This window comes from Roseovarius nubinhibens ISM (genome assembly GCF_000152625.1).
GTDB lineage: Bacteria > Pseudomonadota > Alphaproteobacteria > Rhodobacterales > Rhodobacteraceae > Roseovarius > Roseovarius nubinhibens.
Map to the genome: position 1 here is coordinate 30,415 of NZ_CH724156.1, position 25,196 is coordinate 55,610.

Sequence of the window (25,196 nt, forward strand, 5' to 3'; positions counted from 1 at the left end):
CTGTCAGAGCCAGAATTTTTCCTGCACCACAGCGGCGCGCTCTTCGCCCTTGATATCGACCCGCAGCTCGGTGCCCGCGTCCCAATGGGTCATCCGCACCATGCCGATGGCCACGTTGGTGTTGAAATCGGGCGACCAGGCGGCCGAGGTCACCTGACCGACCCGCTTGTCCCCGGCATAGAGCGGCCAGACCCGGTCACAGCCCGGCACCGGATCGCCGGCGATAGCGATGGGGCGGATCTGCTGCACCGGGCCTTCCTTGGCCACCCGCAACAGCGCATCCCGGCCGATACAGCCGATGGCGGTATGGGTGTTGCAGAACTTGCCCAGCCCGCATTCATGGGGCGTGTTGTCATCGGTCATGTCATTGCCATAGCTGAGCAGACCGCCCTCAATCCGCTCGATCCCGTTGGGACAGCCAGCGCGGACCTGCAGATCCTCGCCCGCCTTGAACAGCGCGTCCCAGAGCGGCATGCCGATGTCACCGCCCTCGACATAGATCTCGAACCCGCCCTGTTTGGAATAGCCCGAACGCGCGATGACCATGTCGCGGCCTTCGAAATCAAAGACCCCATAGCGGAAGAAGCGGATGTCGCGCACCGCATCGCCAAAGACCCGCGCCATCAACTCGTCCGATTTCGGCCCCTGTATGCCCAAGGGCGACACGTCTGGCTCATCCACCAGCACATCGAGCCGATAGCCATTGGCCACGCCCTTGACCCAGAGCAGCAGATCGCTGTCGGCGATGGAGATCCACCACCGATCCTCGGACAGCTTGACCGCCACCGGATCGTTGAGCATGCCGCCCGTCTCATCGACGATCGGCACGTAGTAGCATTGGCCAACGCCCATGCCGCGCAGATCGCGCGGGGTCAGCATCTGCATCAGCCGCGAGGCATCGGGGCCGCGCAGCTCGACCTGACGTTCGCAGGCCACGTCCCAGACCTGCACATGTTTCTTGAGATGGTGGTAATCCGCCTCGACGCTCTCGAACACGGTCGGCAGCAGCATCCGGTTGTAGACGGTATAGGCGCTGACGCCTTGCGCCTCGACCCCATCGGAAAAGGGCGTGCGGCGCAGGCGGCGGGTCTGGGAAATCATGGCTGGGCTCATCGGCCAACATCCTCTGGCATGACAAAGAGATCGGTATCCCCGGGGCGCGCCCCCGCCGCCGTCAGCATGGCGTGGATTTGCCCCCGGTGATGGGTTTGGTGGTTGAAGAAATGCGCGACGCATAGGCCCAGAGCCCGTGTCACATCGCGCCCCAGAGTGCCGGAATACCAAGCGAGATCGCTGGCAAGTTCCGCCACCCCAAGCGCATGCGCCCAAGCCAGAATGCGCGCATCCGTCTCGGCGCGCTGGGCTTTGAACGCCTCCCAATCGGCAAAGAGCGCGGCACTGCCGGTGACGCCGCAGGCCGGGGCCTCGCCCGCCTCAAAGCGCGACATCCAGGCCAGATCGGCCCAGAGCAGATGCGAAAACGTCCCCGCGATCGAGCCAAAGAACGCGCCGCGCTCTTCGGCCCGGGCTGCGGGCGACAGCGCCTCGGCCGCCGCCACAAGGTTCTGGTTTTGCCAGAGGTTGTAGCGCGCCATCAGCTGGCAAAACTCCGGAGAGACGGTCATTGGGGCAACGCTCCTGCCAAGACCCCGGCCCTAGCGGGCGGTGGGGCCGGACCAGTCGATGGGGCAGATTTCCGCGGATTTGCCGCCGAAATCCCAGACGCGGCCATAATCGCGCACCCGGCTCTTCTTGCCCTTGGCGGCGATGATGTCGGGGCCCATCCAATATTGCGAATTGGTGATGGTCACCGGCTGATCGGGGCTGGCGCCGTCGATCATCTCGATCTCGCCCTGGATCTTGCGGCCGATCTGGATGGCGCGGGTCTTGCCCTCGCGCTGGATCGCCACCGGCAGCCGTTCGACGCCGATGATTTCCGACACGAGCATGGTAAAGAGCCCGGTGGTGCCGCCCGCCTTGCCCGAGAAGATGGCGCAGATCGCGTCGAACGCCGCGTCGCTGGCGCGTTCGTCGACATAGAGCGCGACCTTCCAATTGCCCTCGCCCATGCGGCCCGGGATATCGGCGAGAATGCCGACATTGAGGTTCGACAGGTCTTCGCCGTCAAAGCTGCCTTCGTCGATGGCAATGGCCATCCAGGCGTGGCAATGGCCCTCGGTGGGCGGGTGCTGGCCAAGGCTCACCACGCAGGGGCAGAAGACTTCGCAGCTACAATTGAGGAACAACTCACCCTTGATCGCCCATTCCGGTGCGGTTTTCGTCTCACTCATCCTTTATCCTCCCAGGACATGCGGCGCGACCAGCCAGACCAGCCCGCCAAGTATCAGCAACACCCCAAATGGCCGCGCCACCGCGTGACCGATCTGAGGCAGTTTCTCCAAAATCATGTAGATCGTGGCGAGCCCCATCCAGGCGAGGTTCATCACCCCACCGGCAAAGCCCAGCACCATCAGGGGCCAGCAGCAGCCCACGCAATAGGCACCAAGCCCGAGCCCCATGCGCAGCCCGCCGAGCCCGCCGGCGCGCCAATGGCCGAGGAAATACATCATCGGGCTGTGGCAAACGCCGTGGCAGATTTCCTTGAGCCGGGTGAATTGGTAGAGCCCCGCCCCGATCAGCAAGAGCGCGCCAATCCAGGGCGCCCGCGCGATGCCCAGCATGTCGATCACCCCACCATAGAGAAGCGCCAGCTGCGCCCCGGTGATCAGCCCGGCAAAGCCCACCCAGATGAGGAAATACCCCGCCAAGACGCCGAGAAACCCGGCGCGGCTGCCATTGGCCGAGGCGATCAGATCCTCATAGCTGCGCAAGGTCGGCACCAAGGTCGGCAGCATCATCGCCGCCATCATGATCGCCCACATGGCAAAGAGCGGGCCGAAGTTCGCCATCGGCATATACATCGGCATGCGCGGGTCCATCTGGCGCATCCGTTCGCCCATCGCGCCGGGGCGGCCCAGCAGGTCGAGATCCATCTGCATCGCCATCGCATACATCGCATACCACGCCGCGAGGATCGCCGCGAAAAAGCCCAGCCAAGCCAGGTTGCGCAGGGGTATGGTCAGAATTCCGTGCATCGCGTATGTCCTAGACTCACCTCGGCACTCAAAATGTCAGACAATTGCGGACGGCACAAATGAAAATTGATCCGGACAAGAAAATCGACCTCTCGGCTCAGATCGCCAATGCCATTCGCGATGCCATCGTATCGGGGGATATGATCGTCGACGAACGGCTGCCCTCAGAGGCCGAGCTCTCGGATCAGTTTCAGGTGTCGCGGCCGACGGTGCGCGAGGCGCTCAAACGGCTGGCGGCGCAATCGCTCATTCGGACCCAGCGCGGCGCCACCGGCGGCGCCTTCGTCAACCGGCTGCGCTATGAAGAGGCCTATGGTCAGCAGGTCACCACCTCGACGCTGCTGCTGTCGATGAATGAGGTGAGTTTCGATGTGGCCTGCGAGGCGCGCTATGCGCTGGAGCGGGCCTGTGCGCCGCTCTCGGCCGAACGGCGCAGCCCCGATCACCTCGCCACGATGCGCGCCGAAATCCACCGCCAGGCCCAGCCCGGCCTCTCGGATGAAAGCTTCTGCGCCTCGGATGTGACCTTTCACCGGGCGCTGGTCGATGGCGCGGGCAACCCGGTGCTGAGCTATCAGCTCGCCGGGGCGGTCGAGGCGATGCAGCCCTTGATGAACATGATCACCTTCACCGCCCGGTCGCGCGAGGCCATTGTCGGGCTACACACGCGGATTGCCGATGCGCTCGAGGCGCATGATGCGGGCGGGGCGGATCAGGCGCTGGTCGAGCTCGAGGCCTATACGCTCACCCTTGGCCGCGATGTCATGGCGGCGCGCGCCAAAGGCTGACGCCGTTTCCCTCAAAGGGAAACGGGACGAAATCCTTTCAGGATTTCGGAAACTCGAGCCGCTCGCCCGAGCCGAGCATTGCCCGCTGCATCGGAATGTCCCAAGGCTGCGGAAAGATCGTCTTGATCCGGCAATCGGAAAACCCCACGCCGACCACGTCGGCCGCGAGCCCGGCCAAGGTCCGGTCGTAATAGCCGCCGCCATTGCCGAGCCGATAGCCCGCCCCGTCGAGCCCCAGCAGCGGTGCTATGACGAGATCGGGCGTGATCGGCGCGCCTGTCTCGGGCACCGGGATGTTCCACTGACCGCGCGTCATGGCCACACCGGGCCGCCAGCGGCGAAAGATCAGGGCGGCGTCTTTTTCCACCACCACGGGCAAGAGCATCTCGGCCCCGGCCCGGTCGGCCTCGGCCATCCAGTCGCGCAGATCGGGCTCGGCCCGGATCGGCCAGAAGACCGCGATGCGCCGCCCGGCAAGCGGGCCGAGCATCTCACCAAGCCCCGCCATGATCCGCGCCGATTGCGTCCGTAGCCCCGCGACCCCCAGCGCCGTGCGCGCCGCATAGAGCCGCGTGCGTTCGGCCCGGCGAAACCGGGCGACATCGCGCCATGTCTCTGGGTCGACCGGGTGACCGCCGATCAGCTCATGCTGAAAACAGGGCGGTGCACCGGGTCGGTCATCATCCTCTGCCATGGGCGACAGCGAAGCACAGCCCGCCTGCCCCGGCAAGCGATCAGTCTTCGGGGCCCGCATCGGGGTCGGCCTGACCGACCCCTTTGAAGATGAATTTGAACGGCAGCGCCCAGACAATGCCGAGCGCCACAAAGACCACCAGCTCGGTCAGCGCCGGCAACACCGGGTAGCGCCCGCGCAGCCAGTCGGTGAGCGTCACCGCCAGCACGATATAGAGCGGCAGCCCGATCAGCAGGATGACCAAGGCCCAGCGCCGCCGCGCCTTGTAACTCAGACCGGGTGCCTTCCCCATCGGATCAATCCGCGAAGGGATCGGTGACGAGGATCGTGTCCTCGCGCTCGGGGCTGGTCGACAGAAGCGCCACCGGACATTCGATGAGCTCTTCGACGCGGCGCACATATTTGATCGCATTGGCGGGCAGATCGGCCCAGCTGCGCGCGCCTTCGGTCGATTCGCTCCAGCCCGGCATTTCCTCATAGATCGGCTGGCAGCGCGCCTGCTCTTCGGCGGCGGTCGGCAGATAGTCGAGCCGCTTGCCGTCGAGATCATAGCCGACGCAGATCTTGAGCGTCTCGAACCCGTCGAGCACGTCGAGCTTGGTCAGCGAGATGCCGGTGACACCCGAGGTGGCGCAGGTCTGACGCACCAGGGCCGCATCGAACCAGCCACAGCGGCGCTTGCGCCCGGTGACGGTGCCGAACTCGTGGCCACGGGTGCCGAGACGGTTGCCATCCTCATCGTCGAGCTCGGTCGGGAACGGGCCTTCGCCCACGCGGGTGGTATAGGCCTTGACGATGCCGAGCACGTAATCGATCGAGCCGGGGCCGACGCCGACGCCTGTGGCGGCCTGACCGGCGATCACATTGGACGAGGTGACAAAGGGATAGGTGCCGAAATCAATGTCGAGCAGCGCGCCCTGCGCCCCTTCAAAGAGGATACGCTCGCCCTTTTTCTTGCGCTCGTTGAGCACTTTCCACACCGGTGCGGCATAGGGCAGGATCTCTTTGGCGATCTCCTTGAGCTGCGCGATAAGCCCGTCGCGGTCCACCGGCTCGATGCCGAGGCCGCGGCGCAGCGGGTCATGGTGCTGCAGCGCGCGGTCGACCCGCGCCTCGAGCGTGGCGTCATCGGCGAGATCGGCGACGCGCACCGCACGACGGCCGACCTTGTCCTCATAGGCCGGGCCGATGCCGCGACCGGTGGTGCCGATCTTGGTGCCCTTGCTGGCCGCTTCTTCACGGGCGCGGTCAAGCTCGCCATGGATCGGCAGGATGAGCGGCGTGTTCTCGGCGATCATCAGCGTCTCGGGCGTGATCTCGACGCCCTGCTCGCGGATCTTGGCGATCTCGGCCACGAGATGCCACGGGTCGAGCACCACGCCATTGCCAATGACCGACAGCTTGCCGCCGCGCACCACACCCGAGGGCAGCGCGTTGAGCTTGTAGACCTTGCCGTCGATGACAAGCGTATGGCCGGCGTTATGCCCGCCCTGAAACCGGGCGATCACATCGGCCCGCTCGCTGAGCCAATCGACGATCTTGCCTTTTCCCTCGTCACCCCATTGGGCGCCCACGACGACAACATTTGCCATGGTGATCCTTTCCGGACATCCATTTAGTAAAACCGGCTCCCCTATACCGGGCCAAGGGGGCCAGTGGAACCGCTAATTCAGAGAAAGCCGTGGCAAACTGTCCAAGCACGGGCGCCGCCACGCCAGAAGGGCCATCTGCGCGCCGGGCAAAAGGCTGGACATGATCTGCCGCCTGTCCCACTCTCAACTCCGATTCAGCCCGACCCAAGACGGAGAGCTCTCGCATGGCAGGCTTTTTTCTACGCTGGTTTCTGGCCTTTGCGCTTCTGGCGGCGACGTTCAATCCAACGGGCTATAGCTATGTCGGCTGGGCGCGCGACAATCTGAACGCGGAACTGCCGATGGTGGTGCTGGGCGGGCTGCTGCTTCTGGTGGGCTACATCATCTATCTGCGCGCCACGCTGCGCTCGATCGGAGCTTTCGGCATGCTCCTGGTGCTGGCGATTGCCGGGGCGCTGGTCTGGGTGCTCTATGATCTCGGGCTGTTGCGGCTCGAGGAAGGCGCGGCGCGGATCTGGCTCGGGCTCGGCATCCTGTCCTTGGTGCTCGGCATTGGCCTCAGCTGGAGCCACGTGCGCCGCCGGATCAGCGGTCAATCCGACATGGATGATGTGAGTGCTTGACCGATGCCCTGTCTTTGGGTGTTAATCCATATGTGTACATACGGAGATTTATGAAGGGTTAGGCGATAATCCGCACGTTTTGAAAGGGGACTTACGGAACTCCGCCACATTTAATCATTTGTTAATGTGTTCCTCCGAATTTGCCGGCTCTAGCCTGAGGAAACCCATGCCAAAGACCTTTGACGAAACCCTGTCTCGACCGCCTTCGGGTGGCATCGCCCAAGTGGCGCCCGACGGGCGTTTCCAATCGGTGTCGGCGCAGCTGGCGCATTTTCTCGGCTATAGTGTCGAGGCGCTCATCGGCAAGGGCATCGATGAGATCACCCACACGACCGACCATCTGCGCGAATGCGCCCAGCTCGAGTTGCTGCAGGCGCGCGGCGCGGGCAAGTTCAGCCTGCTCAAACGGTTTCGACATCCTGAACGCGGGCTGGTCTGGGCCGAACAGCTCGTGCTGCTCATGCCGCAGGTGGAGGGACGCCCGCCGGTGTTCGAGGTCCATGTCCGCGAACCGATGGTCAGCGACCAGACCCTGAACGAGCTGCACCGCCGCGCCTTTCGCGATCCGCTCACCGGGCTCTTGAACCGGGCGTCGATCTCGGAACAGATCGACAGCGCGATCATGGCCGGAAACCGGCTCGGGCGGAGCTTTGCGCTCTTGCTGCTCGACATCGACGGGTTCAAGCAGGTCAATGACACCCATGGCCATCTCGCCGGGGATGCGGTGATGCAACAGCTCGGGCGGCGGCTCAATGCGACGATGATCGAACGCGATCTCACCGGGCGGCTTGGCGGTGACGAATTCGTCATCCTGCTGCGCAGCGCCACCGATGATTTCGCGCTCAAGCGTGGGCAAAGGCAGGTGCTGCGCTGCTTTGATGCGCCTTTCACCCTGCCCAAGGGCGGCCAAGCCGACAAGATCGCGCTGGGCGCGAGCCTTGGCATGGCGGCCTTTCCGCGGGATGGCTGTACGGTGACCGGGCTGCTCACCCGCGCCGATCACCGCATGTATGAAGAAAAGCGCAGCCGCCTCAGCGCCTGAGGCGACCGCCCGGGATCAGCCCTGCCGCGGCAGCCGCTGCTCCACCAGCTCCGCCCACCAGCTACAGCCGGCGGGAATCACCGCATCGTTGAAATCATATTCCGCGTTATGAACCATGGCCGTGTCGCCATTGCCGACGAGGATATAGGCGCCGGGCCGCTCTTCGAGCATGAAGGCGAAATCCTCGCCGCCCATCACCAGAGGCGCGGTGTCGCATTGGCCGCTGATCGCCCGCGCGGCGCCTGCCGCATGATCGGTCTCGGCGGGATGGTTGACCATCACCGGATAGTTCCGCTCATAGCGCACCCGCGCCTCGGCCCCGAACCCCTGCGCCGTGGATTGTGCCAGCGCGGTGATCCGGCTCTCGGCGAGGTCGCGCAATGCGGGCGACATGGTGCGCACCGTGCCGCGCAGGGTCACGCTGTCGGGGATCACGTTGAACGCGTTGGAAGAGGTGGCGACCGAAGTGACCGAGACCACGAGCTGTTCGGTCGGATCGGCATTGCGCGCGGCCACCGTCTGCAGCGCCATGATGAGCTGGCTCGAGATCACCACCGGGTCGATCGTGTCATGCGGTTTCGCCGCATGGCCACCACGGCCCAGGATCTCGATCTCGATGAGGTCGGTGGCGGCAAAGAAATTGCCGGGCCGGATGGCGAATGTCCCCTCGGGCACGCCGGGCCAATTGTGCATGCCATAGACCTCTTCGATGCCGAACCGCTCCATCAGCCCGTCTTCGCACATCTCGCGCCCGCCGCCGCCGCCCTCTTCGGCGGGCTGAAAGATCACCACGCAAGTGCCGGAGAAATCGCGCGTTTCGCAGAGGTATTTCGCAGCCCCCAGCAGCATCGCCGTATGCCCGTCATGGCCACAGGCATGCATGACGCCGGGGGTCTTGCTCGCATAGGGCACGCCGGTCGCCTCGGGGATCGGCAGCGCATCCATATCGGCGCGCAGCCCGATGGTGCGCGCGTCATTGCCGGGCTGAGCGCCCTGCCCCCGGATCACGCCGACAACGCCGGTGCGCCCGATGCCTTCGACCACCTCGTCACAGCCGAACTCGCGCAGCTTTTCCGCCACCAGAGCCGCAGTGCGATGGGTGTCGAAGAGAAGCTCGGGATGGGCGTGAATGTCGCGTCGCCAGTCGGTGATTTCGGCGTGATGCGCGGTGAAGAAGGGTTTGACGGGCATGGGAGGTCCTTGGGCCAAGGGGGGGGATTCGTCGCGCAGCTTAGCCCCGATTGCCCCCGGCTGAACAGCCGTGCCCTCTCAGGCGTCTGCCATGCCTCCCGCCTCGGCCAGAAGCGCCCGGGTCACCGCATGGCGCGGCGCGCGCAGCACCTCTGCCGCGGGGCCCTCTTCGACGATCTCGCCGCCGGCCACCACGGCCACGCGATGGGCCAGTTCCGCCACCAGCGCCATATCATGACTGATGAGCAGCAGCGCCATGCCCCGCGCCGCCTGTTCGGCCTGCAAGAGCGCCACCATCTCGGCCCGCAGCACCGGGTCGAGCGCGCTCAGCGCCTCGTCGGCGATGAGCAGATCGGGCGCGAGGATGAGGGCGCGGGCCATGGCCGCCCGCTGCCGCTGCCCGCCCGAAACTGCGCCGGGCCGCCGCGTCAGCAGAGCGGCATCGAGCCCCAGCCGCGCAGATAGAGCCGTCGCCCTTTCCTCGGCCTCTGGCCGCGTCACGCCGAAATTGCACAGGCTGTCAGCGATCTGCGCGCCAAGGCTGCGGCGCGCGTCAAAGCTTTGCAGCGGGTCCTGAAAGATCATCTGAAACCGCGCCCGGTCGGCCCGCGACAGGCTCTGCCCCGCCCCCACCAGCATCCGGTCCTCCACCTGCACTTGGCCCCCCGAGAGCCTCTCGATCCCCAAAAGCGCCCGCGCGAGGCTCGTCTTGCCCGCCCCCGACGGGCCGATCAGCGCCAGACATTCGCCACGCCGCAGATCGAGCGCGACATCGCGCAGCGCCGCCTTTCGGCCGCCGCCCCGCGCGGGATAGTCGAGGCAGAGCCCCTCCGCCCGCAGCCACGGCGCCGTCTCAGGCGCGCGCCCTGCCTGAGGCCGCACAGGCGCGGACCCGAGCTTCTCCGCCACCGGCCCCTCACCCACGATCCGCCCCGCCTCGATCCGTGCCACCCGGTCGGCCAAGCGCCGCGCCACGCCCGCGTCATGGGTGATGAGCAGCACCGCCAGCCCCTCTTCGCGGCGCAACCGGTCAATGAGATCGAGAATGCCCGCCTGCGTCACCGGATCGAGCGCGGTCGTCGCCTCATCCGCGATCAAGAGCTTAGGCCCCCGCGCCAGCGCCAGCGCCAGCATCACCCGCTGCGCCATGCCACCCGAGAGCTCATGCGGATAAGCCTGCATCACCTCCGGGCCAAGCTCGACCCGGCGCAGCCACTCATGGGCCTGCGCCCGTGCCTCGCCCCGCCGCATCCCCGGCTGCAAACGCAGGCTCTCGATGAGCTGTGCGCCGATGCGCCGCCCCGGGGTCAGCGCCGCCGCCGCATCCTGAAACACCATGCCCGCCAGCCCGCCACGCAACTGCCGAAGCTCTGCCGGAGGGAGAGCCGTGAGATCGCGCCCATCGAGCCACACGCGCCCCGCAGTGATCCGATTGCCATCGAGCAGATCGAGCCGCAGCACCACCCGGCCCAGCACCGATTTCCCTGCGCCTGATGGCCCCAGCAGGCAGAGCACCTCGCCCGCCCCAATGGTCAGATCGATGCCTTTCAGAATCTCCGTCCCATCCGGGGCAGAGACGCCGAGGCCGCAGAGCGCCAGACGGGCCGGGACGGATGAGTTCTGCGGCACGGGGCGTCCTTCTTTCGGGGCTGCGACATCAACTTGCAGTTTAGCGGTTGATTTCCAGAAGAAAATATCAAAGCTTGTTCCCCGGGGGCCCGAGCGCCCCACGCCACGGGGCTTTTCCGTGGCCCAGACATTCAACCCCACTCGTCATGTCGCCCGGCGACGGCCCGGACAGAACGGCGCGGAGACGCATATGAACCTTTCCATCCCCCCCGCAAGCGCCCCCTCGGCGCGCCGGCGTCTCGCATCCGTGGCCCTGACGCTTGGCTGTCTCACCACGCCGCTCATGGCCCAATCGCAAGACACGGGCGAACGCGGCCGCGATGGCCGGCTCGAGATGATCTATTGGCAGGCCCCCTCGACGCTCAACCCCTATCTCTCGAGCGGCGCCAAGGACACCGAGGCGGCGAGCATCGTGCTCGAACCGCTGGCGCGTCATGATGCGACGGGCGCGATGGTGCCCTGGCTCGCCACCGAGATCCCGACGCTCGACAATGGCGGGGTGAGCGAGGATCTCACCCGCATCACCTGGACCCTGCGCGAGGGTATCACCTGGTCCGATGGCAGTGCCTTCACCGCCGAGGATGTGGCCTTTACCTGGCGCTATTGCACCGCCCCCGGCACCGGCTGTGCCCAGGCCGATATGTTCGACGATGTGGCCGAGGTGACCGCCCCCGATGCGCGCAGGGTCGAGATCCGCTTTTCCACCCCCAAACCCTATCCCTATCAGCCCTTTGTCGGCGCCCAGGCCCCGATCCTGCAGGCCGCGCAATTCGCCGAGTGTCTCGGCCCCGAAGCGGCGGGCTGTAGCGCGCAGAACTTTGCCCCGATCGGCACCGGGCCCTATCGCGTCGCCGAATTCCGCAGCAATGACACCGTGCTCTTCGAGGCCAACCCCGCCTATCGCGACCCCGCAAAACCGGCCTTTGCCGAGATTTCGCTCAAGGGCGGCGGCACCCCGACCGAGGCCGCCCGCGCGGTGCTCGAGGCGGGGGCGTTCGACTATGCCTGGAACCTGCAACTGCCGCCCGATCTGCTGAGCGCCATGGCGGCGGCGGGGCACGGCACGCCGGTGGTGGCCTTTGGCGCGGTGGTCGAACGGCTGGTGGTAAATTTCTCCGACCCCGACCCGGCGCTGGGCGAGGCGCGGGCAACCTTTCTTCAGCAACACCCGATCCTGTCGGACCGCCTCGTGCGCGAGGCGCTGAGCCTTGCCATCGACCGCGCCGCGCTGGTCGATCTGGGCTATGGCGACACCGGACGGGTGACCTGCAACATCCTGCCGCCGACGATGCTGGCGACCGAAGAGCCGCTCGCGCCCTGCCCGGCGCAGGATCTCGACGCGGCGCGCGCCCGGCTTGACGAGGCGGGCTGGACGGACAGCGATGGCGACGGCATCCGCGACAAGGACGGCACGCCGCTGCGCCTGTTGTTCCAGACCACCACCAACGCCGTGCGGCAGGATTTCCAGATGGCGCTCAAACATTGGTGGGGCGAGATCGGCATCGACACCGAGCTGCGCCATATCGATGCCTCGGTGTTCTTTGGCGGCGACACCGGCAGCCCCGACACGATGCAGAAATTCTTTGCCGATATTCAGATGTACGCGGCGAGCTTTACCGGCACCGACCCCGAGGCCTATCTCGCTGGCTGGACCTGTAGCTCTATCCCGCGCCCCGAAAACCAATGGCAAGGCAGCAACACCGGCCGCTGGTGTCATGCCGAGTTCGACGCGCTTCTGGCAACGCTGGCCCAGACCGCCGGGCTCGCGGCGCGCGCCGCGCTCATCCGGCAGCTCAACGATCTCTTGGTGCAGGATTACGCGGTCATTCCGCTGGTCGACCGGGGCCGGGTCTCGGCCCATCTGCATGATCTCAAGGGCGTGGTGATGAACAGCTGGGACAGCGAGTTCTGGAACATCGCCGACTGGCACAAGAGCCCGGTTTCGCGCTAGGCTGCACGGCGTGCGAGACCACAGAGGGACCAGCCAGGTGCCAGTTTGTTGACCTTCACCCTCCGCCGGCTCGGCTGGGCGATCCCGACGCTGCTCGTCATCGCGCTCGCGCTCTTTGCCCTGATCGATCTGGCCCCGGGCGATCCCTTGGCCCAGCTGCCCTTGGGCGTCTCGCCCGAGGTCGAGGCCGAGATGCGCGCGGCCCTCGGCATCGACCGCCCCGCGCCCGACCGCTTTGGCCTCTGGCTGCAACAGATGTTCTGGATCGAACCGGCGCAGGCGGTGAACGCGCTCTTTGGCACCGGCTGGGCCGAGGACATGCCGCGCCTGATCAGCTGGCAAAACCGCGCCCCGGTGATGCAGATCATCGGCGAACGCCTGCCCCAGACGCTCTGGGTGGTGGGCGCGGCCTATGTCGTGGGGCTGCTCCTTGCGGTGCCGCTGGGGATCATCGCGGCGCTGCGGCAGTATGCGCTCTTTGATCACCTGACGGGGGGCATTTCGGTGCTGGGCTATGCGCTGCCGCCGTTTTTCACCGGGGCGGTGCTGATCCTGCTTTTCACCACCACGCTGGGCTGGCTGCCGCTCTCCTATGACGGGTTGCACCGGGTCGAGGATTGGCCGAGCCTGCGCTATCAGCTCTGGCAGATGACCCTGCCGGTCATGGTGCTCAGCCTGCAGACCACGGCACTTTTGAGCCGCTACATGCGGGCCGCGATGCGTGACGAGCTGCGCGCGCCCTATGTGCTCTCGGCCCGCGCACGGGGCCTGTCAGAGCCACGGGTGATCTTGCTCCACGCCCTGCCCCGCGCTCTCGGCCCGGTGGTGAGCGTGGCGGCGCTTGGCCTGCCACAGGTCTTTGGCGGCGCGATCATCACCGAGCAAATTTTCCGGGTGAATGGCGTCGGTCACCTGCTCATCACCGCCCTGAAGGCGAGCGATTGGCCCGTGGTGCTCACCATCACCTTCCTGCTGGCGGTGCTGATCGTGCTCTGCAACCTTCTGGCCGATCTGCTCAACGCCTGGCTCGACCCAAAGCTGCGCCATGGATAGACGCCGCAGCCCCCGCCCGCGCCGTGCCCCGGCCCGCGCCGCCCGCGCCACGCTCGGGCTCATCCTGCTGCTGGTGCTGCTCGGGCCGCTGCTCTGGCCCCATGCCGCCGACGCGGTGGATTTCGGCCAGCGCAACGCCGCCCCTTCGCTCGCCCATCCCCTCGGCACCGATCAGCTTGGCCGTGACCTGCTGGCGCGGCTCTTCGAGGGCGGGCGGCTGACGCTGGCGGTGGGCGGCGCGGCCATGGCGCTATCGCTCCTCTTGGGCTGCGCCATTGGCCTCGCGGCAGGGCTCTTCCCGCGTCTCGACGGGCTCTTGATGCGGCTCACCGATCTCTTTCTGTCGCTGCCCTTGCTGCCGATCCTCTTGGTGGCGGTGATGCTCTTCCGCGACCGGCTGAGCGGCGCGTTTGGCCATGATGTCGGCCTCTTCCTGCTGGTGGTGCTGGGCATCGGGTTCACCTCCTGGATGATGACGGCGCGGGTGGTGCGCGGGCTGACCCAGACGCTGATGCGGCGCGACTTCATCATCGCCGCCCGTGTCGCAGGCGCCAGCACCGGCGCGCTCGTCACCCGGCATATCCTGCCCCATTGCGCCTCGGCGATCCTCGTCTCGGCCACCTTGGGCATCGCCAATGCCATTCTGCTGGAAAGCGCGCTGAGCTATCTCGGCCTCGGATTTCCCGCCGATATGCCGAGCTGGGGCCGCATGTTCACCGAAGGCCTGCCCTATCTGAGCGACCGGCCCGGCCGCGCCCTCTGGCCCGGCGCGATGATCTCACTCACCGTGCTCGCGGTGAGCTATCTGGGCGACGGGCTGCGCGACCGCATCGCCGACGAGATCCGCCTGCCCCGCTAATGCACCGCGCCGCGAATGCGCCGGATGATGAGCCAGACCGCCAGAATGATCGGCAAGGTCACCAGCGCCGTCAGCACCCCTTTGCTCATCCCCAGCCCCGCCGCCAGCGGATAGAGAAGATAGCCCGCCAGCGACACCGCGTAATAGCTGATCGCCACAACGCTGAGCCCCTCAACGGTCTTCTGCAGCTTGAGCTGCATATCGGCGCGCTGATCCATGCTCTCGAGCAGCGATTGGTTCTGCGCGCTGCGCTCGACCTCGACCCGTGTCCGCAAAAGCTCGCCCGCGCGCCGCGCCCGATCCGCCATCGCCGCGAGCCGCGCCTGCGTCGATTCCACCGTGCGCATCGCCGGCTGATAGCGCCGCATCATGAACTCGGTAAAGGTCTGCCGCCCCTCGAACCGCTCTTCGCGCAACACGTTGATCCGTTGCGTCACGATCCGCTCATAGGCCGCCGTCGCGCCAAAGCGGAACGAAGCCCGCGCCACCATCGCCTCGAGCTCGGCGGAAATGTCGAGAAGCACCCGCAACGTCTCTTCCGAGCTCGAGCCGCCGCCGGTCATCTCTTCGATCATCCGGCTGAGCCGTGCGTCAATTTCGCCCATCCGCGGCTCGAGCGACCGCACCCGCGAAAAGCCGAGCATCGACATCGACTTATAGGTCTCGATCTCGCAGAGCCTGGTGACGATGCGGCCCACCCGATTGGGCCCGATCGAGGGCGCGGCAATCACCAGAATGCGCTGATGCCCGGCCTCGTCTATGCGAAAATCCGACGCGATCACCGCCGCATTATCAAGCACCCGCGCCACCGCCACGCTCTCGGCCACGAAGTGATCGGCGATGGCCGCACGGGCGTTTTCCTTGTCCTTCCAAGGCACCACCCGGATCAGCGCCGAGGTGATCCGCACCCCGGGCGCCTCGGCCAGCCAATCCTCCGGCAGGACCGAGGCCTCGGCCGGATCGAACGGCCGCTGGCCCGCGCCTTCGGCAAAGACCGTGTAGGTCACAAACTCGGTATGGCTTTCCCAGCGCAGCGTATGGCGGCCGATCTTGCCGGAATAATGCGTGGCCCCGGGCTGTGGATGCGGTGCGCCATGGCGATCGAGAAGCGCCACCAGATGCGCCAGATCCTGATCCCGGTCGCGGGCCGCTGCCCCCTCTTCGCGCTTGATCGCCAGAAAGAGCCCCGTGGCCGGCACCGACATGGCCGGAAAGGGCCGCGCGTGAAGCTCGTTGGCAAGGCTATAGCGCAGCGGATGGTCGGCGATGGGCGGCATGTCTGGGATCCCCGTTGGTTCGCCACACACTAGGGATGATTCGCCCCGATGAAAAGGAATTCCTGTGACATCGCAAGGGCTTGGCCGCATACCATTGTATGCCGCAGTGCAGCGATCAGGCGCGGGTCACTCGGTAGCGCCCGCCTCCAGCGTCCAGCCCTCGCCCTGCCATTTCTCCGCCACCTGATGCAACCCGTCGAGCGCCCGGTGCAGCTCGGCCCCTCGGCAGCTCATCGCATAGGTCACCTGAGGCGGGATCGTCGGCACCACCTCGCGGGTGATCAGCCCCGCCGCCTCGAGACCGCGCAGCCGCTCGGTGAGCATCTTGGCCGAAATCCCCGGGATCTGCGTCTTGAGCGCGCCAAACCGCTGCGGCCCCTCGCTGCGCAAGAGCCACAGGATATAGAGCGTCCAGCGCCCGCTCACCGCCCGCAAAAGCGGGTCCATCGGGCATTGGCCGGGGGTATGCGCCAAATTTTTCGACGCCGCGCGGCCCTTAATTTCTTGATCCATCATGTCGTTCATGACATTTTTTCCTTAGTTACCAAAAGGTACCCACTTACGTTTTGTAAGTAAAGCCCTTACCTCCCCTCTCACACAAGGAACACACGCCCCGCGGGGCATCAGAATGGAGGCCAACATGGCAAATATCGAAATCGTCTACTTCTCTGGATATGGACATACCGACCGGCTCGCACAAGCGGTGGCCGATGGCGCGGGCAATTCCGCCCGGCTCTGGAAACTCTCCGAAAACGGCACCCTGCCCGACGACGCCTGGGAGGCGCTCGATCAGGCCGATGCCATCCTCTATGGCAGCCCCACCTACATGGGCGGCCCGGCCTGGCAGTTCAAACGCTTCGCCGATGACAGCTCGAAACGCTGGTTCGCCCGCGACTGGCAGGACAAGCTCGCCGGTGGCTTTACCAACTCGGCCAGCACCAATGGCGACAAGGGCTCGACCCTGGCCTATTTCAACACGCTCGCCTCGCAGCATGGCCAGATCTGGGTGAGCCTCGGTCAGGCGCCCTCCAACACGCTGGCCAGCACGCCTTCGGACATCAACTGGGGCGGCGGCTCGGTCGGTGTCACCGCCATCTCGCCCAGCGATTCCAGCCCGGACCAAGGCCCGCGCAACGGCGATCTCGACAGCGCCCGCGCCTTTGGCGCCCGCGTCGCCAGCCTCGCCGAGCGCTTCGCCGCCTGACACCCTGCCCCGAAAAACACCCTCCCGGCGTGCGTTACGCCGGGGGGCTCTGCGCCGCTTGCATCTGCCGCAACAGCCCGTCGAGCTGCGCCCGCTCCGCCGCATCGAGCCCCGCCAAGAGCCGCGCCTGCGTCGCCACATGCGCCTCGAGCATGCCCTCGATCCGCGCCAGCCCCTCTGCCGTCAGCCCAACCAGAACCGACCGCCGATCGCCCTCCTGCGCGATCCGCTCGACCAGCCCCGCCTTGACCAGCTGATCGATCCGGTTGGTCATCGTCCCCGAGGTCACCATGCTGCTCGCAATGAGATCGCCGGGTGACAACCGATAGGGCGCCCCGGCCCGCCGCAACGTCGCCAAGAGATCGAACCCCGCCGCATTGAGCCCATGCGCGCGAAAGGTCTTTTGCATCTCTGCACTCATCTCGAGCACCAGCCGCGACATCCGGCCGATGATCGCCATCGGCCCGGTGTCGAGATCGGGCCGCTCCCGCGCCCATTGCGCGATGATCTTGTCCACGTGATCCATGCACATACCCTGTGCGCGGGTTATCTTGACGTCAAGAGATTATCACATATCTTGACGTCAAGATTTCTTCTCTCCCCCGCGTCAGGACATCTCATGACCCGTCAAACCGATCTCGCCCTCACCGCGCTCGCCCCCGCCATCTGGGGCAGCACCTATATCGTCACCACCGAACTTCTGCCGCCGGGCCATCCGCTCGGCATGGCGATGCTGCGCGCCCTGCCCGCCGGGCTGCTGCTCATCTTGCTGCTGCGGCAAATGCCGCCGCGCCGCTGGCTCGGGCGGATCTTCCTGTTGGGCGCCCTGAACTTCACCCTCTTCTGGGGATTTCTCTTCCTTGCGGCCTATCGCCTGCCCGGCGGGGTGGCGGCGACGCTCGGCGCGGTGCAGCCGCTCTTTGTGCTCTTCCTGTCACGCGCGCTGCTGGGCAGCGCCACGCCGCCCGTCGCGATCCTCGCCGCCCTCGCCGGGATCGGCGGCGTCGGCCTGCTGGTGCTGTCGCCCGAGGCACAGCTCGATCCGGTGGGGATTGCCGCCGGGCTCGGCGGTGCGGCCAGCATGGCGCTCGGCATGGTGCTGAGCCGCCGCTGGACGCCGCCGGTCTCAGCCCTCACCTTCACCGCCTGGCAGCTCGCCGCCGGCGGGCTCCTGCTGCTGCCGCTGGCGCTCTGGCTGGAGCCGCCGCTGCCCGCGCTCGACCGCGGCGCTCTTCTTGGCCTGCTGTGGCTCGGGCTGGCGGGCGCGGTGCTGACCTATGCGATCTGGTTTCGCGGGCTGGCCCGGCTCGGCCCGGCGTCGCTCTCGGTGCTGGGCTTTGTCTCGCCGCTCTCGGCGGTGCTGCTCGGCTGGGCCATCGCGGGCCAGACCCTCAGCCCGCAACAGACCATCGGCGCCGCCACCGTGCTCGGCTCGGTCTGGCTCGGCCAATGGGCGCTGCGCCCGGCCCCCGCAAGGCCCGCGCCGCTGCGCGCCGCCTGACAGCCCCCGAAAACGCAAAACGCCCCGGCAGACACCGGGGCGTTTTCTTTTGTCTCACAGTCCCGATCAGAGACGGGTCAGCAGGCTCGACACGCTGTCCTTGGCATCGCCATAGAACATGCGGGTGTTCTCCTTGTAGAAGAGCGGGTTTTCGATACCGGAATACCCAGTACCCTGACCGCGTTTCGACACGAACACCTGCTTCGCCTTCCACACTTCGAGAACCGGCATCCCCGCGATGGGGCTGTTCGGGTCTTCCTGTGCGGCCGGGTTCACGATGTCGTTCGAGCCGATCACGATGACCACATCCGTCTCCGGAAAGTCCTCGTTGATCTCATCCATCTCGAGCACGATGTCATAGGGCACCTTGGCCTCGGCCAGCAGCACGTTCATATGCCCCGGCAGACGGCCCGCGACCGGGTGGATCGCAAAGCGCACCGATTTGCCCGCCGCCCGCAGCTTGCTGGTGAGCTCGCTCACCGCCTGCTGCGCCTGCGCCACCGCCATGCCATAGCCCGGCACGATGATCACGCTGTCGGCGTCCTTGAGTGCCGTGGCCACGCCATCGGCATCAATCGCCACCTGCTCGCCCTCGACCTCCATCGCCGGGCCGGTGGTGCCACCGAAACCGCCGAGGATGACGCTGACAAAGGAGCGGTTCATCGCCTTGCACATGATGTAGCTTAGGATCGCACCGGACGAACCGACGAGCGCACCGACCACGATCAACAGATCATTGCCGAGGCTAAAGCCGATCGCCGCCGCCGCCCAGCCCGAGTAGCTGTTGAGCATCGACACCACCACCGGCATATCGGCGCCGCCGATGCCCATGATCAGGTGATAACCGATGAAGAACGCCAAGAGCGTCATCACCAGCAGCGGCCAGAACGCGCCCGTGTTGAGATAGACGATCAGCAGGATGAAGGACGCAATCGCCGCCCCGGCGTTGAGCAGATGCCCACCCGGAAGCTTGGTCGCCGCCGAGCTGAGCTTGCCCGCCAGCTTGCCAAAGGCCACAACCGAACCGGTGAAGGTCACCGCGCCGATAAAGACGCCGAGAAATACTTCGACCCGCAGGATGTTGATCTCGACCGCATCTTTCTTGGCCAGAAGTGCGGCAAAGCCGGTGAGGTCCTTCTTTTCTGCGGCTTCCATCGCCAGAACCCGGCCCAGTTCGATATCGGCGTTAAAGCCGACAAAGACCGCCGCCAGACCGACGAGACTGTGCATCGCCGCCACAAGCTGCGGCATCTCGGTCATCTGGACGCGCTGCGCGACCATATAGCCGATGATCCCGCCGCCCGCGATGAGCAGCACCGACAACAGCCACAGGCCAGAGCCCGGCCCGATCAGCGTCGCAAAGATCGCGAGCCCCATGCCGACGATCCCGTACCAGACCGCGCGCTTGGCGCTTTCCTGGCCAGACAAGCCGCCCAGCGACAGGATGAAGAGGACAGCGGCAACAACATAGGCCGCAGTGGTAAATCCGAAATCCATTATCCCCTACTCCTTACGATTTCTGGAACATGGCGAGCATGCGCCGGGTCACGAGGAAGCCCCCGAAAATGTTGATCCCCGCCATGAAGACGCTGAGCGCCGCCAAGAGGATCACCAGGAAACTGCCCGATCCGATCTGCATCAACGCGCCGAGGATGATGATCGACGAGATCGCATTCGTCACCGCCATGAGCGGCGTGTGCAGGCTGTGGCTGACGTTCCAGATCACCTGGAAGCCGACAAAGACCGACAGAACGAAAACGATGAAATGTTGCATGAAACTCGCCGGGGCAACGGTGCCCACCAACAGCAGCAAGCCGCCGCTGACCGCCAGCAATGTCACCTGCTGCTTGGTCTGCGCCTTGAAGGCCGCCACTTCCTTGGCCCGTTTTTCTTCCGGGGTGAGTTCCTTGGGCGCGTCCTTCTTGGGCTGCGCCGCAATCGCCTGGATCTTCGGCGGCGGCGGCGGGAAGGTCACGTCACCCGCATGGGTCACGGTGGCGCCGCGGATCACGTCATCCTCCATGTCATGCACGATCACACCGTCCTTTTCAGGGGTCAGATCGGTGAGCATGTGGCGGATGTTCGTGGCATAGAGCGTCGAGGATTGCGACGCCATGCGGCTCGGGAAATCGGTATAGCCGATGATGGTCACGCCATTGTCGGTGACGATCTTCTCATCCATGACGGTGAGCTTGCAATTGCCGCCCTTTTCCGCCGCCAGATCGACGATCACGCTGCCCGGCTTCATCGCCTTGACCATATCCTCGGTCCACAGCTCCGGCGCTTCGCGGTTCGGGATGAGCGCGGTGGTGATGACGATGTCCATCTCCGGCGCCAGCTCGCGGAACTTGGCCAGCTGGGCCTCGCGGAACTCGGGGCTCGACACCGAGGCATAGCCGCCCGAGGACGACCCGTCGGCCTGCTCTTCTTCGAAATCGAGATAGACGAACTCGGCGCCCATCGATTCCACCTGCTCCGCCACTTCGGGCCGCACGTCGAACGCATAGGTCACAGCACCGAGCGAGGTCGAGGTCCCGATCGCCGCGAGACCCGCGACACCGGCCCCCACCACCAGAACTTTCGCCGGCGGCACCTTGCCCGCTGCGGTGATCTGCCCGGTGAAGAAACGGCCGTAATTGTTGCCCGCCTCGATCACCGCGCGATAGCCCGCGATATTGGCCATGGACGACAGCGCGTCCATCTTCTGCGCCCGGCTGATGCGCGGCACCATCTCCATGGCGACGACCGTCGCGCCCTTCTTGGCGGCGGCCTGCATCTGTTCTTCATTGCCACCGGGGTTGAAGAAGGAGATCAGCGTCTGCCCCTTGCGCAGCCGCTTGAGCTCGGCCTCGGTGGGCACCCGCACCTTGGCCACCACGTCGCAGGATTTCCACAGCGCGGCGGCCGTGTTGATCACCTCGACCCCGGCCGCCTTGTAATCCGCATCCGCAAACCCGGCCTTCTCGCCGGCCCCGGCCTCAATGGCACATTCATGGCCCAGTTTCTGCAGCTGCAGCGCCGAGTCCGGCGTCATCGCCACTCGGTTCTCACCGTCCAAAACTTCCTTGGGCGTTCCGATCTTCAAGACATGATCCCCCTTTTTTTCATCCCTACCCGGCGCCTGACGGACCAGTTCCGCCGATATGATTGTTGCGCTCTCCACCGGGTGTTCGCGCAATATTATTGCGCGCCCGACAAAATCGCCAGCGCATTTTTCTGCACTGCGACAATTCCGCCGCGCCCGATGGCCGACCTGCCCCTCCCAAAGCGGACGGTTTCGGCCTGACAAGCGTCGTTATTTCACATTTTCGGCATGGATACGATAACCTGATTTCCCTAAATCATGTGGGTCATCGCGGAATTTGCCCCAGATGCGGCGGTGCAGCGGTCAAAACGTCCCCTCAGACGCGCCTCCGGCCCAGCGATCCGGCCATGCCGCACCGCGCCGCGTTGCAGCATTCCCGCCACAGCCCGCCGCCGCAGAATCAGGCCCCTCTCAATCGAGCGTGTAGAACTCCGGCGCAATCGCCAGCTGCCAGCTCACCCGATCCGCCCCCAGCGCATAGACCGGTTCCGCCCCCAGCATCGAGGCCGCCAGCTTGGTCAGCACATCGGTGCCAAACCCGTGCGATGTCGGCGGCGCGGGGATCTCGATCCCGGTCTCGGCCCAGTTGACCTGCAAGAGCGTCCCGCCCTCCTCGGCCACCAGCTCCCAGCTCAGGGTGATCTCGCCCGCAGGCTGCGCCAGCCCGCCATATTTCGACGCGTTCGTCGCCAGCTCATGCAGCGCCATGCCGAGAACCTGCGCCGCCGTCACATCGACGGACACCTCCGGCCCCAGCAGATGCACCCGGCTCAGGTCGCTCACGAAAGGCCGCAGCTGCGACACCGCGAGACTGCGCAAGGACGCCGCCTGCCAGCGCCCCTGCACCAGCACATCGGTCGAGGTCACCAGCGATTGCAGCCGCGCCCCGAAAATATCGGCAAACTCCGCCAGGCTCGCCGCCTTGCGGGCGGTCTGGCGATGGATCGCATTGACCACGGTGAGCATGTTCTTGGCGCGGTGGATCACCTCGCGCGCCTCCGCCTCGCGGGCCTCTTCCTCGGCCCGCATCTCGGTCACATCGCGCAGGATGTTGGAGATCGCCACCACATCGCCATCCTGCCCCCGGATCGGCGAGGCCGTGACCCAAAGATCGAGCCGCCGCCCGTCGCGCCCGCGCATCTCCGCCTCGAAATCAGTGAGCTCACCGCTCAGAACATCGTCGCGATAGCGCCCCATGCTCTGCTCCCATTCCTCCGGATAGAGCATCCGCACCGACTGGCCGAGCACCTCTTCGGCCGCCAGCCCAAACAGCTCTTCCGCCGCATGGTTCCAGGTCAGGATCGCCCCGCTGAGATCATGGCTGAGGATCGCATCGCGCGACGACGCCACCAGCGCCGAGAGGATTTCCGCATCCCTTATCGCCTCGCGCGCGTCGCTCTGGCTGACATAGCGGGTGGTGATGTCGCGATGCTGGATCACCGCATAGGGCTGCCCGCCCTCGCCCATCAGGCGAAAACTGTAGAGCTCGAACCAGCGTTTCTTGCCCGGCGCGTGACAGGGGTATTCCGACCGGTAGGGCGTGCCGCTCTTGAGCGTTTCGCGCACCCCGCGCGCCACCGCCCCCGCCGCCGCATCCGACGCGGTGATGCCGCTTTGACAGATCTCGAAATAATTGGTGCCGATATACTGGCTCTCGGTGTCGCCGCCATTCTCTGCACAAAACCGCCGCCAGGCCGCGTTCACATGCTGCACCCGCCCCGCCGCGTCGATCACCACAACCACGTCAATCATCGCGTCAAGAAAGGCCGGTAGCCCCACCGGCAGAGCGATTTCATCCTGGCTCAGCAAAGTCATAAACGCGTCAAGATCTCTTCAGGGCTGTGAAATGCGGCAAAAACACAAGGAGCCCGCGGGCGCACAATAGCAAACCCGGCCAACCTATCGGGTTCGCCCTTTTGGCACAACGCCTTCCTGCCCTGCCATATCCGCCCTTGCGGCCTGCAACGCGCGGCGGCACCATGGCGCCATGACCCGAGACGAGTTCAACGCCTTCTGCGCCGCCCTGCCCGCCACCTCGCATGTGGTGCAATGGGGCAATGCCGATGTCTGGAAGGTCGGCGGCAAGGTCTTTGCCATCTGCGGCTGGAACGAGGGGCGCGACGCCTTCACCTTCAAAACCGGCGACATCGCCTATGAGGTGCTCCGCGATCAGCCCGGCCTGCGCCCGGCCCCCTACCTCGCCTCGCGCGGCATGAAATGGATACAGCAGTTCGACCGCCCCGGTCTCTCGGATGCCGAACTGCGCGACCATATCGAGGCGAGCTATCGCATGGCGATCGACCGGATGACCCGCAAGGCCCGCCGCGAATTGGGGCTGGAAACCTCGGCTTAGGCCGCGCTCCGCGCCCGTTCGCCCTGCGCCCAGGCCCGCGCCGCATCGCCAAAGGCGCTGAACAAGGGCCGCGACACCGGATCGGTGCAGGCGTTATACTCCGGATGCCACTGCACCCCCAGCGCAAAGCCCTTGGCCCCCTCGACATAGATCGCCTCGGGCGTGCCATCGGGCGCATGCCCGTCGATCACCACGCCCTTGCCCGGGCGCACGATGCCTTGGCCATGCAGCGTATTGGTCATCACCTCCACCGCGCCGAGCAGCCCGTGAAACGGCCCGCCCTCGCTGAACCGCACCACATGGCGCAGCGCGAATTTCTCTTCGAGCGTGCCATCGGGCGGCATCCGGTGGTTTTCCCGCCCCGGAAGCTCGCGGATCTCGGGATGCAGGCTGCCCCCCAGCGCCACGTTCATCTCCTGAAAGCCCCGGCAAATGCCGAGAACCGGCTGCCCGCGCTCGACACAGGCCCGCACCAGCGGCAGGGTGATCGCATCCCGCGCTCGATCAAACGCGCCATGCGCCGGGGTTTCATCCTCGCCATATTCGCTGGGATGGACATTGGGCCGCCCGCCGGTGAGCAAGAACCCGTCACAGACATCGAGCAATTCCTCGACCGTGACGAACCGTGGATCGGCGGCAATCGCCAGCGGCATACAGCCCGCCACCTCGGCCACGGCAGTGGTGTTCATCACCCCCACCGCATGCACGGGATAGCGATCCTCAAGTTCCTGAAAATTCCCGATGATCCCAATGACCGGACGCGCCATGATTGTCGATTCTCCTGACCTTCACAGGCATCCATACTACGGCGCAAGCGTCAAGAAAACGTCGCCAAGAGGCAAGACGCCTGTGCAGCGCCGCACATCCTGCCGCAAAATCAGGCCGGAGACACCGGCCTGATCAAGGCTTGGGCATTGCCGAGGCGATGTTACTCACCCGCGGGCACGGTCTGCGTCTCGGCGCCCTCGGTGGCGCCCGGCGTGGCCTCTGGCACGACGCCCGGCTCGGCCGGCGCCACTTCCGGCGCGCGGGTCTCATCGGCCTCTTGCTGCTGGACCACCCCGGCCGGGGCCTCCTCGCCCGAGGCGTCACGCGGCTCATTGCCATTGGCGACAAGCCAGATCCCGAGAATGCCGATCATCAGCACGCCAAAGAGAAAGGCCAGCGCCATCCCGCTCAGCGGCCCTTTGTGACGGCGTTCCTGTTCGTGAATATTGGTTTGCGGTGCGGACATCTGCTCCCTCCAATCGGTCAAAGGC

General features: G+C 65.9%; 26 protein-coding genes. 9 read left to right on the forward strand and 17 right to left on the reverse strand.

Annotation, left to right across the window (positions count from 1 at the left end; translation table 11 throughout):
• Positions 1–3 precede the first annotated feature (3 nt).
• The 4 genes from ISM_RS00175 to ISM_RS00190 are packed head-to-tail and all read right to left on the reverse strand — an operon-like array spanning position 4 to position 3,095.
• Positions 4–1,113, reverse strand: coding sequence for a dimethylsulfoniopropionate demethylase (locus ISM_RS00175; protein ID WP_040617722.1), 1,110 nt, complete (start codon positions 1,111–1,113; stop codon positions 4–6).
• Positions 1,110–1,625 carry a DinB family protein gene (locus ISM_RS00180; protein WP_040617723.1) on the reverse strand — a complete coding sequence of 172 codons (516 nt, stop codon included), beginning with the start codon at positions 1,623–1,625 and terminating at the stop codon, positions 1,110–1,112. The genes ISM_RS00175 and ISM_RS00180 overlap by 4 nt, the downstream gene beginning before the upstream one ends.
• A gap of 30 nt (positions 1,626–1,655) precedes the next feature.
• The gene (locus ISM_RS00185; RefSeq protein WP_009812066.1) at positions 1,656–2,291 is read right to left on the reverse strand and encodes a DUF1326 domain-containing protein; all 636 of its coding nucleotides are present in this window, start codon (positions 2,289–2,291) and stop codon (positions 1,656–1,658) included.
• Positions 2,292–2,294: 3 nt separating this feature from the next.
• On the reverse strand, positions 2,295–3,095 hold the full coding sequence (locus ISM_RS00190) for a DUF2182 domain-containing protein (RefSeq protein ID WP_009812067.1): 801 nt from the start codon (positions 3,093–3,095) through the stop codon (positions 2,295–2,297).
• 59 nt (positions 3,096–3,154) lie between these two features.
• Between ISM_RS00190 and ISM_RS00195 the strand changes: the two genes are divergently transcribed.
• The gene (locus ISM_RS00195) at positions 3,155–3,883 is read left to right on the forward strand and encodes a FadR/GntR family transcriptional regulator (protein WP_009812068.1); all 729 of its coding nucleotides are present in this window, start codon (positions 3,155–3,157) and stop codon (positions 3,881–3,883) included.
• Between the two features lie 37 nt (positions 3,884–3,920).
• On the opposite strand, the gene ISM_RS00200 is transcribed toward ISM_RS00195, so the two are convergent.
• Genes ISM_RS00200 through ISM_RS00210 form a run of 3 tightly spaced genes read right to left on the reverse strand, consistent with a single transcriptional unit; the run spans position 3,921 to position 6,169 of the window.
• A complete protein-coding gene (locus tag ISM_RS00200) occupies positions 3,921–4,577 on the reverse strand; it encodes a 5-formyltetrahydrofolate cyclo-ligase (protein ID WP_009812069.1) in 657 nt (218 codons plus the stop codon).
• Positions 4,578–4,617: 40 nt separating this feature from the next.
• Positions 4,618–4,869, reverse strand: coding sequence for a DUF2842 domain-containing protein (locus tag ISM_RS00205; protein WP_009812070.1), 252 nt, complete (start codon positions 4,867–4,869; stop codon positions 4,618–4,620).
• Positions 4,870–4,873: 4 nt separating this feature from the next.
• The gene (locus ISM_RS00210; protein ID WP_009812071.1) at positions 4,874–6,169 is read right to left on the reverse strand and encodes an adenylosuccinate synthase; all 1,296 of its coding nucleotides are present in this window, start codon (positions 6,167–6,169) and stop codon (positions 4,874–4,876) included.
• A gap of 224 nt (positions 6,170–6,393) precedes the next feature.
• On the opposite strand from ISM_RS00210, the gene ISM_RS00215 reads away from it, so the two are divergent.
• Together ISM_RS00215 and ISM_RS17605 are read left to right on the forward strand one after the other, a co-directional pair.
• Positions 6,394–6,792, forward strand: coding sequence for a DUF6524 family protein (locus tag ISM_RS00215; protein WP_009812072.1), 399 nt, complete (start codon positions 6,394–6,396; stop codon positions 6,790–6,792).
• Positions 6,793–6,958: 166 nt separating this feature from the next.
• Positions 6,959–7,834 (forward strand): GGDEF domain-containing protein, encoded by an 876-nt coding sequence (locus tag ISM_RS17605; RefSeq protein ID WP_050754086.1) that lies wholly within the window; start codon positions 6,959–6,961, stop codon positions 7,832–7,834.
• A 15-nt stretch (positions 7,835–7,849) separates the two neighbouring features.
• Here ISM_RS17605 and ISM_RS00225 read toward each other — a convergent pair whose 3' ends face one another.
• Both ISM_RS00225 and ISM_RS00230 read right to left on the reverse strand, forming a co-directional pair.
• Complete coding sequence (locus ISM_RS00225; protein WP_009812074.1) at positions 7,850–9,025, reverse strand: M20 aminoacylase family protein; 1,176 nt, start codon at positions 9,023–9,025, stop codon at positions 7,850–7,852.
• Positions 9,026–9,103: 78 nt separating this feature from the next.
• Positions 9,104–10,654 (reverse strand): ABC transporter ATP-binding protein, encoded by a 1,551-nt coding sequence (locus ISM_RS00230; RefSeq protein ID WP_009812075.1) that lies wholly within the window; start codon positions 10,652–10,654, stop codon positions 9,104–9,106.
• A gap of 190 nt (positions 10,655–10,844) precedes the next feature.
• On the opposite strand from ISM_RS00230, the gene ISM_RS00235 reads away from it, so the two are divergent.
• Genes ISM_RS00235 through ISM_RS00245 form a run of 3 tightly spaced genes read left to right on the forward strand, consistent with a single transcriptional unit; the run spans position 10,845 to position 14,517 of the window.
• Positions 10,845–12,605 carry a peptide ABC transporter substrate-binding protein gene (locus ISM_RS00235; RefSeq protein WP_254655622.1) on the forward strand — a complete coding sequence of 587 codons (1,761 nt, stop codon included), beginning with the start codon at positions 10,845–10,847 and terminating at the stop codon, positions 12,603–12,605.
• Positions 12,606–12,650: 45 nt separating this feature from the next.
• Positions 12,651–13,658, forward strand: coding sequence for an ABC transporter permease (locus tag ISM_RS00240; protein WP_009812077.1), 1,008 nt, complete (start codon positions 12,651–12,653; stop codon positions 13,656–13,658).
• Positions 13,651–14,517 carry an ABC transporter permease gene (locus ISM_RS00245; protein WP_009812078.1) on the forward strand — a complete coding sequence of 289 codons (867 nt, stop codon included), beginning with the start codon at positions 13,651–13,653 and terminating at the stop codon, positions 14,515–14,517. The genes ISM_RS00240 and ISM_RS00245 overlap by 8 nt, the downstream gene beginning before the upstream one ends.
• On the opposite strand, the gene ISM_RS00250 is transcribed toward ISM_RS00245, so the two are convergent.
• Together ISM_RS00250 and ISM_RS00255 are read right to left on the reverse strand one after the other, a co-directional pair.
• Positions 14,514–15,794 (reverse strand): DUF3422 family protein, encoded by a 1,281-nt coding sequence (locus tag ISM_RS00250; protein ID WP_009812079.1) that lies wholly within the window; start codon positions 15,792–15,794, stop codon positions 14,514–14,516. The two genes, ISM_RS00245 and ISM_RS00250, sit on opposite strands and share 4 nt — an antisense overlap.
• A 126-nt stretch (positions 15,795–15,920) precedes the next feature.
• Positions 15,921–16,319 (reverse strand): winged helix-turn-helix transcriptional regulator, encoded by a 399-nt coding sequence (locus ISM_RS00255; protein ID WP_009812080.1) that lies wholly within the window; start codon positions 16,317–16,319, stop codon positions 15,921–15,923.
• 115 nt (positions 16,320–16,434) lie between these two features.
• On the opposite strand from ISM_RS00255, the gene ISM_RS00260 reads away from it, so the two are divergent.
• The gene (locus ISM_RS00260) at positions 16,435–16,998 is read left to right on the forward strand and encodes a flavodoxin family protein (RefSeq protein ID WP_040618198.1); all 564 of its coding nucleotides are present in this window, start codon (positions 16,435–16,437) and stop codon (positions 16,996–16,998) included.
• Positions 16,999–17,032: 34 nt separating this feature from the next.
• On the opposite strand, the gene ISM_RS00265 is transcribed toward ISM_RS00260, so the two are convergent.
• Entirely contained in the window at positions 17,033–17,524 is a 492-nt protein-coding gene (locus tag ISM_RS00265) for a MarR family winged helix-turn-helix transcriptional regulator (RefSeq protein ID WP_009812082.1), read from the reverse strand.
• Between the two features lie 93 nt (positions 17,525–17,617).
• Between ISM_RS00265 and ISM_RS00270 the strand changes: the two genes are divergently transcribed.
• The gene (locus ISM_RS00270) at positions 17,618–18,499 is read left to right on the forward strand and encodes an EamA family transporter (protein WP_009812083.1); all 882 of its coding nucleotides are present in this window, start codon (positions 17,618–17,620) and stop codon (positions 18,497–18,499) included.
• Positions 18,500–18,565: 66 nt separating this feature from the next.
• On the opposite strand, the gene ISM_RS00275 is transcribed toward ISM_RS00270, so the two are convergent.
• From ISM_RS00275 to ISM_RS17610, 3 genes are all read right to left on the reverse strand, one after another.
• Positions 18,566–19,996, reverse strand: coding sequence for an NAD(P)(+) transhydrogenase (Re/Si-specific) subunit beta (locus ISM_RS00275; protein ID WP_009812084.1), 1,431 nt, complete (start codon positions 19,994–19,996; stop codon positions 18,566–18,568).
• 13 nt (positions 19,997–20,009) lie between these two features.
• Positions 20,010–21,584 (reverse strand): Re/Si-specific NAD(P)(+) transhydrogenase subunit alpha, encoded by a 1,575-nt coding sequence (locus ISM_RS00280; protein WP_040618199.1) that lies wholly within the window; start codon positions 21,582–21,584, stop codon positions 20,010–20,012.
• A gap of 411 nt (positions 21,585–21,995) precedes the next feature.
• Positions 21,996–23,399 carry a PAS domain S-box protein gene (locus ISM_RS17610; RefSeq protein WP_009812086.1) on the reverse strand — a complete coding sequence of 468 codons (1,404 nt, stop codon included), beginning with the start codon at positions 23,397–23,399 and terminating at the stop codon, positions 21,996–21,998.
• Between the two features lie 172 nt (positions 23,400–23,571).
• Here ISM_RS17610 and ISM_RS00290 point away from each other — a divergent pair, with 172 nt between their 5' ends.
• Positions 23,572–23,937, forward strand: coding sequence for an MmcQ/YjbR family DNA-binding protein (locus ISM_RS00290; RefSeq protein WP_009812087.1), 366 nt, complete (start codon positions 23,572–23,574; stop codon positions 23,935–23,937).
• Here ISM_RS00290 and ISM_RS00295 read toward each other — a convergent pair.
• Positions 23,934–24,704, reverse strand: a complete 771-nt coding sequence (locus ISM_RS00295; RefSeq protein WP_009812088.1) for a gamma-glutamyl-gamma-aminobutyrate hydrolase family protein — start codon at positions 24,702–24,704, stop codon at positions 23,934–23,936. The genes ISM_RS00290 and ISM_RS00295 overlap by 4 nt on opposite strands.
• A gap of 161 nt (positions 24,705–24,865) precedes the next feature.
• A complete protein-coding gene (locus ISM_RS00300; protein WP_040617724.1) occupies positions 24,866–25,171 on the reverse strand; it encodes a hypothetical protein in 306 nt (101 codons plus the stop codon).
• Positions 25,172–25,196: the final 25 nt, after the last annotated feature.